This window comes from uncultured Wocania sp. (genome assembly GCF_964021735.1).
Lineage (GTDB): Bacteria > Bacteroidota > Bacteroidia > Flavobacteriales > Flavobacteriaceae > Wocania_A.
This window is the reverse complement of the sequence record NZ_CAXIBN010000205.1, coordinates 1-5,248: the sequence shown is the minus strand read 5'-3', so window position 1 is coordinate 5,248 and position 5,248 is coordinate 1. Positions and strand designations below refer to the sequence as shown.

Annotated in this window: 6 protein-coding genes; 5 read left to right on the top strand and 1 reads right to left on the bottom strand. The window is 33.4% G+C overall.

The genetic code is table 11. The features are described from left to right. Positions 1 to 59: 59 nt before the first annotated feature. Positions 60 to 356: an isoamylase early set domain-containing protein gene (locus AADI82_RS13585; protein ID WP_341216967.1), complete on the bottom strand. Its 297-nt coding sequence runs from the start codon at positions 354 to 356 to the stop codon at positions 60 to 62. A gap of 297 nt (positions 357 to 653) precedes the next feature. Between AADI82_RS13585 and AADI82_RS13580 the strand changes: the two genes are divergently transcribed. The 5 genes from AADI82_RS13580 to lspA form a co-directional block, all read left to right on the top strand. Beyond that, positions 654 to 1,577 carry a dihydrofolate reductase gene (locus tag AADI82_RS13580; RefSeq protein ID WP_341216966.1) on the top strand — a complete coding sequence of 308 codons (924 nt, stop codon included), beginning with the start codon at positions 654 to 656 and terminating at the stop codon, positions 1,575 to 1,577. A 95-nt stretch (positions 1,578 to 1,672) separates the two neighbouring features. Further along, positions 1,673 to 3,229 carry an FAD-dependent protein gene (locus tag AADI82_RS13575; RefSeq protein ID WP_341216965.1) on the top strand — a complete coding sequence of 519 codons (1,557 nt, stop codon included), beginning with the start codon at positions 1,673 to 1,675 and terminating at the stop codon, positions 3,227 to 3,229. 42 nt (positions 3,230 to 3,271) lie between these two features. Then, a complete protein-coding gene (locus AADI82_RS13570; protein WP_341216964.1) occupies positions 3,272 to 3,832 on the top strand; it encodes a sugar O-acetyltransferase in 561 nt (186 codons plus the stop codon). Between the two features lie 38 nt (positions 3,833 to 3,870). After that, positions 3,871 to 4,764, top strand: a complete 894-nt coding sequence (gene fabD / locus AADI82_RS13565; protein WP_341216963.1) for an ACP S-malonyltransferase — start codon at positions 3,871 to 3,873, stop codon at positions 4,762 to 4,764. Then, a partial coding sequence (lspA, locus tag AADI82_RS13560) for a signal peptidase II (RefSeq protein ID WP_341216962.1) occupies positions 4,765 to 5,248 on the top strand: 484 nt, incomplete at its 3' end.

Here is a 5,248-nt window from a genome sequence, read left to right as displayed (position 1 = left end):
AAAAGTGCTTTCAATTAAATTGAAGGCACTTTTTTAGTTTAATTGATTTTTGGATTTAACTAAACGTTTAATACACCATTTTCTGCTGATGCATAATCATTCCAAGCATAAGCATCTGCTTGCTCATCATTAACATAAGCGCCATCTACAAGGTATCTAAATTCATAAGAATTATCTTTTTCTAAGTTTAAAGTTCCTTTAAAAGTACCGTTCTTTAATTTTTTAAGTGTTGTTGCTTCAGTATTCCAATCGTTAAAACTTCCAACTACTGCTACTTCTTTTGCGTCTTCTGCAGGAACAGAAAAAGTAACTTTACATATCGGTTTACTTTTTAAATATTGTTTTGTAATAGCCATGATTTATTTTTTTATTTATAATCTATTTTACGCTGCAAATTTATAAAACAATTAAATATCCATAACCATTTAAAATGCTTTACATCAAATAATTATCAATTTAATAATATGACTTTACAATAATTTAAAGGATTCATTTTTTTTAACTAATAAATTACCGAAATGATAAAGGATATTAGTTATTTTTTATCTGAATTTTAATGATATAAAACCGAAAACGTTTTCGATTTTAAGCCTTAATTATCTTTTTAATGGTATTACTAAAAGTTTTAACTTTACAATCATTATATAATTGATATGTTCGGAAAGAAAAAACAAAAACCTCAGATAGATTTAGCTCAATTGGAGCTTATTGAAAATGCGCAAAAACGCATCAAACAAAAAAAACGCTTATACATTCATTTTGTTGTTTTTTTAATAGGCGGTGTCTTTTTAATTATCGCTAACACCGTTTTAGGTATTGGCAAAGAATTTACTTTATTTGGTAAAGAATGGTTTTTATTTGCCATTTTGTTATGGCTTTTCTTTTTCTTATATCATGCGTTCAATGTGTTTGTTACCCATAAATTTATGGGGAAATCTTGGGAGAAAGACCAACTAGAAAAGCTTGTAGCAAAACAACAAGAACGTATAAACAAACTAAAACAAGGTTTTGTAAAAGAAGAAAGGTTAATAGCTCAAAGCGAAGTTTATAATGAAGCATCACCTAAAACCCAAAACCCAAAACCAAAAAGAGAATTGACAATAATAGTCGCTGCCGCAGAAAATGATGCGATTGGATTAGGGAATAAACTCATTTGGCATTTAAGTGACGATTTAAAACGCTTTAAAAACCTAACAAATGGACATCATATTATTATGGGTCGCAAAACTTTTGAAAGTTTCCCGAAACCCTTACCAAACAGAACACACGTGGTTATTTCAAGACAGCAAGATTACAAAGTGCCCAACGGTGTTATTCTAGTAAACTCACTAGAAGATGCCTTAGACGTTGCAAAAAACGATTCACAACCTTTTATAATTGGTGGTGGCGAAATTTACAAACAAGCCATGCTTTTAGTCGATAAAATTGAGCTAACACGCGTACACGAAAGTTTTGAAGCCGATACGTTTTTTCCAAAAATTGATACAGCCGTTTGGAAAGAAACCGCAAACACCTTTCATAAAAAAGATGAAAACCATGAGTATGAGTTTTCGTTTTTGACTTATGAGAAGATTTAGTTAAACTTGGTTTTGTTAGAAAAAATTGATAACTTCATTTAACAACCAATAAAGTTCTTTTCTACTACATATTCTATTTTCCGTAATTTCGCAACATGGTAAAAGAAATTCAACTTCGCATTACACTTAAAGAAGAAGAACAACCCGATATTTTAGTTTTTAAATCAGCACTAAAACTCAATATCAATAAAAGTGATGTTACGGGTGTAAAAATTCTTAGAAAATCGATTGATGCTAGAAAACCAAAAATAATTCTCAACTATAAAGTTGCAGTTTATATTAAAGAAGCTTTACCAAAAAACTCAGAATACAGCTTTCATTATAAAGATGTATCAAAAGCTAAACCCATTCATATTATTGGGTTTGGTCCAGCAGGTATGTATGCCGCTTTGCGCTGTATAGAACTCGGTTTTAAACCTATTGTTTTAGAGCGTGGAAAAAATGTAAAAGACCGCCGTAGAGATTTAAAAGCTATAAATCAAGATCATTTTGTAAACGAAGATTCTAACTATTGTTTTGGCGAAGGTGGTGCAGGCACGTATAGCGATGGTAAATTGTACACACGAAGTTTAAAACGTGGCGATGTTCGTCGCATTTTTGAAAACCTCGTTTTTCATGGGGCAACCGATCAGATTTTAGTCGATGCGCATCCGCATATTGGCACCAACAAATTACCAAAAGTAGTCACCAATATTCGAGAAACCATTTTAAAGTATGGTGGCAAAATTCATTTTGAAACACGCGTTGTAGATTTTACTATAAAAAACAACAAAATACAAGCTATTCAATTGCAAAATGGTGACGAAATGATGGCTAACCGTGTTATTCTAGCAACAGGACATTCGGCTCGCGATATTTATTATTTACTGCATAAAAAGAAGATTGCTTTAAAGGCAAAATCATTTGCTATGGGTGTTCGGGTGGAGCATCCACAACATATTATTGATCGTATTCAATACCATTGCTCTGGTGAACGCCACGAGTTACTTCCTGCTGCTTCTTACGGATTAGTACAGCAAGTAAACGAGCGTGGTGTGTATTCGTTTTGCATGTGTCCTGGCGGATTTATAGTGCCTGCGGCGACTGCAAATGGCGAGGTAGTTGTTAACGGCATGTCGCCTTCTAAACGCAATAATTTATATGCAAATTCGGGCATTGTAGTAGAAATTAATGCTGAACAAGATTTAAAAAAATATGAGCAGTTTGGTGTTTTAAAGGGTTTAGAATATCAAAAGAATTTAGAAAAATTAGCTTTTACCGCTGGCGGAAGAAGTCAGACAGCTCCAGCGCAACGTTTAACCGATTTTGTTGAAGGTCGCTTATCAAATACTTTGAATACTACGTCGTATCAACCCGGGTTAAACTCTGCTCCATTGCATTCACTTTTACCAAAATTAATAGGTAGTAGATTACGAAAGGGTTTCGAGGCTTTTGGACAAAAAATGAAAGGATACTATACCGAAGAAGCAAATGTTGTTGGTGTAGAATCTAGAACCTCATCGCCAGTTAATATTCCGCGAAAAGACAATTTAGAACATCCAGAAATTGAAGGTTTATTTCCGTGTGGAGAAGGTGGAGGTTATGCTGGGGGCATTATTTCGGCAGCTATGGATGGTGAGCGTTGTGCCGAAGCAGCAACTCAAAATTTATAATTTTCACTATCTTAACCCTTATTGTAATAACGAATTCTGATTATGACCGAAAAAGAAAAAATGATTGCTGGGAAATTATACAAACCTTCTGATCAAGGACTTTCAAAAGACAGATATAATGCTAGGTTATTATTGAATACTATTAATACACTCAGTGTTAAAGATGAAGTAAAACGAAATATGGCAGTGAAACAACTTATTAAAAATGTAGATGATAGTCTTTATATAGAACCTCCTTTTTTCTGTGAATATGGTTATAATATTAAAGGAGGAAAGAATCTATATATGAATTTTAATTGCTGCATCTTAGATATTTGTACCGTTACCTTTGGAGACAATGTTATGCTTGCTCCTAATGTCCAAATCTATACTGCAACACATCCTTTAAAAGCTAAAGAACGTAATAGTGGTTTAGAGTTTGGTAAACCAATTGTAATTGGCAATAATGTTTGGATTGGTGGCAACAGTACTATTTGCCCAGGTGTAACTTTAGGTAACAATGTAGTAGTTGGTGCTGGATCTGTAGTAACTAAAAGTTTCCCAGATAATGTAGTAATTGCTGGCAACCCAGCAAAAGTTATTAAAACCATTGATAATAGTTAATAATTCCTATTTTTGCAGCATTATAATTAAAAATTAATATGAACGCATATATATTTCCAGGTCAAGGCGCTCAATTCTCAGGAATGGGTTTAGATCTTTATGAAAATTCTACTTTAGCACAAGAATTATTTGAAAAAGCAAACCATATTTTAGGTTTCAATATTACTGATACGATGTTTGAAGGTACTGCTGAAGCATTAAAAGAAACCAAAGTAACACAGCCCGCTATATTTTTACACTCAGTAATTTTAGCAAAAACTTTAGGCGACAGTTTTAAACCAGATATGGTTGCGGGACATTCTTTAGGAGAATTTTCAGCTTTAGTAGCCAACGAAAGCTTAAATTTTGAGGATGGCTTAAAGTTAGTGTCGCAACGTGCTATCGCGATGCAAAAAGCTTGCGAAATTAAACCAAGCACGATGGCTGCCGTTTTAGGTTTAGATGATGATATTGTTGAAAAAATATGCGCCATGACTGAAGGTGTTGTGGTAGCAGCAAACTATAATTGTCCTGGACAATTAGTAATTTCTGGTGAAGTTGATGCCATTAACAGAGCTTGTGAGTCTTTAAAAGAAGAAGGTGCAAGACGTGCTTTAGTATTACCTGTTGGCGGCGCTTTTCATTCACCTTTAATGGAACCTGCTCGTGAAGAATTAGCAGCAGCTATTGAAAACACAACATTTAGCAAACCCAATTGCCCAATTTATCAAAATGTAACAGCAAATGCTGTAATTAATGAAGCTGAAATAAAAGCAAACTTAATATCTCAATTAACTGCGCCTGTGCGTTGGACACAATCTGTGCAGCAAATGATAGCTGATGGTGCAACGTTGTTTACTGAAGTGGGCCCAGGTAAAGTATTGCAAGGTTTGGTAAAGAAAATTAACAGAGAGGCTGAAACTGCTTCAGCAACTTTTGAAAGTAATAGCTAAATGAAACTATCTAGACGCTCCATTTTTATTTTTTCAGTAATTATTATCACAATCGCTTTAGATCAAGTTTCAAAGATTTGGGTTAGGACTCAAGTTGTAGCTGGAAGTCAATCTGAAATTATTGGTAATTATTTCACCTTACATAATGTAGAAAACAAAGGTGCTTTTTTAGGCATGGGTAGTGATTTAAATGATACTTTAAGGATTGTTTTATTACTCGTTTTACCTATTGTAGTTTTAGCATTTGTACTGCGTCATATTTTAAAAGATAAAACATTAGACAATCTTTCTCTTTTTGCATTCTCAAGTATTATTGGTGGTGGAATTGCTAATGTTTATGATCGCTTTGTATTTGGATCTGTTACCGATTTTTGGCATATCGATTTTGGTGGTGTTTTTAAAACTGGTATTTTTAATATGGCCGATTTATCAGTAACTACAGGTATGATTATTTTGGTAATTGCTAGTTTTAGGAAGAAGAAAA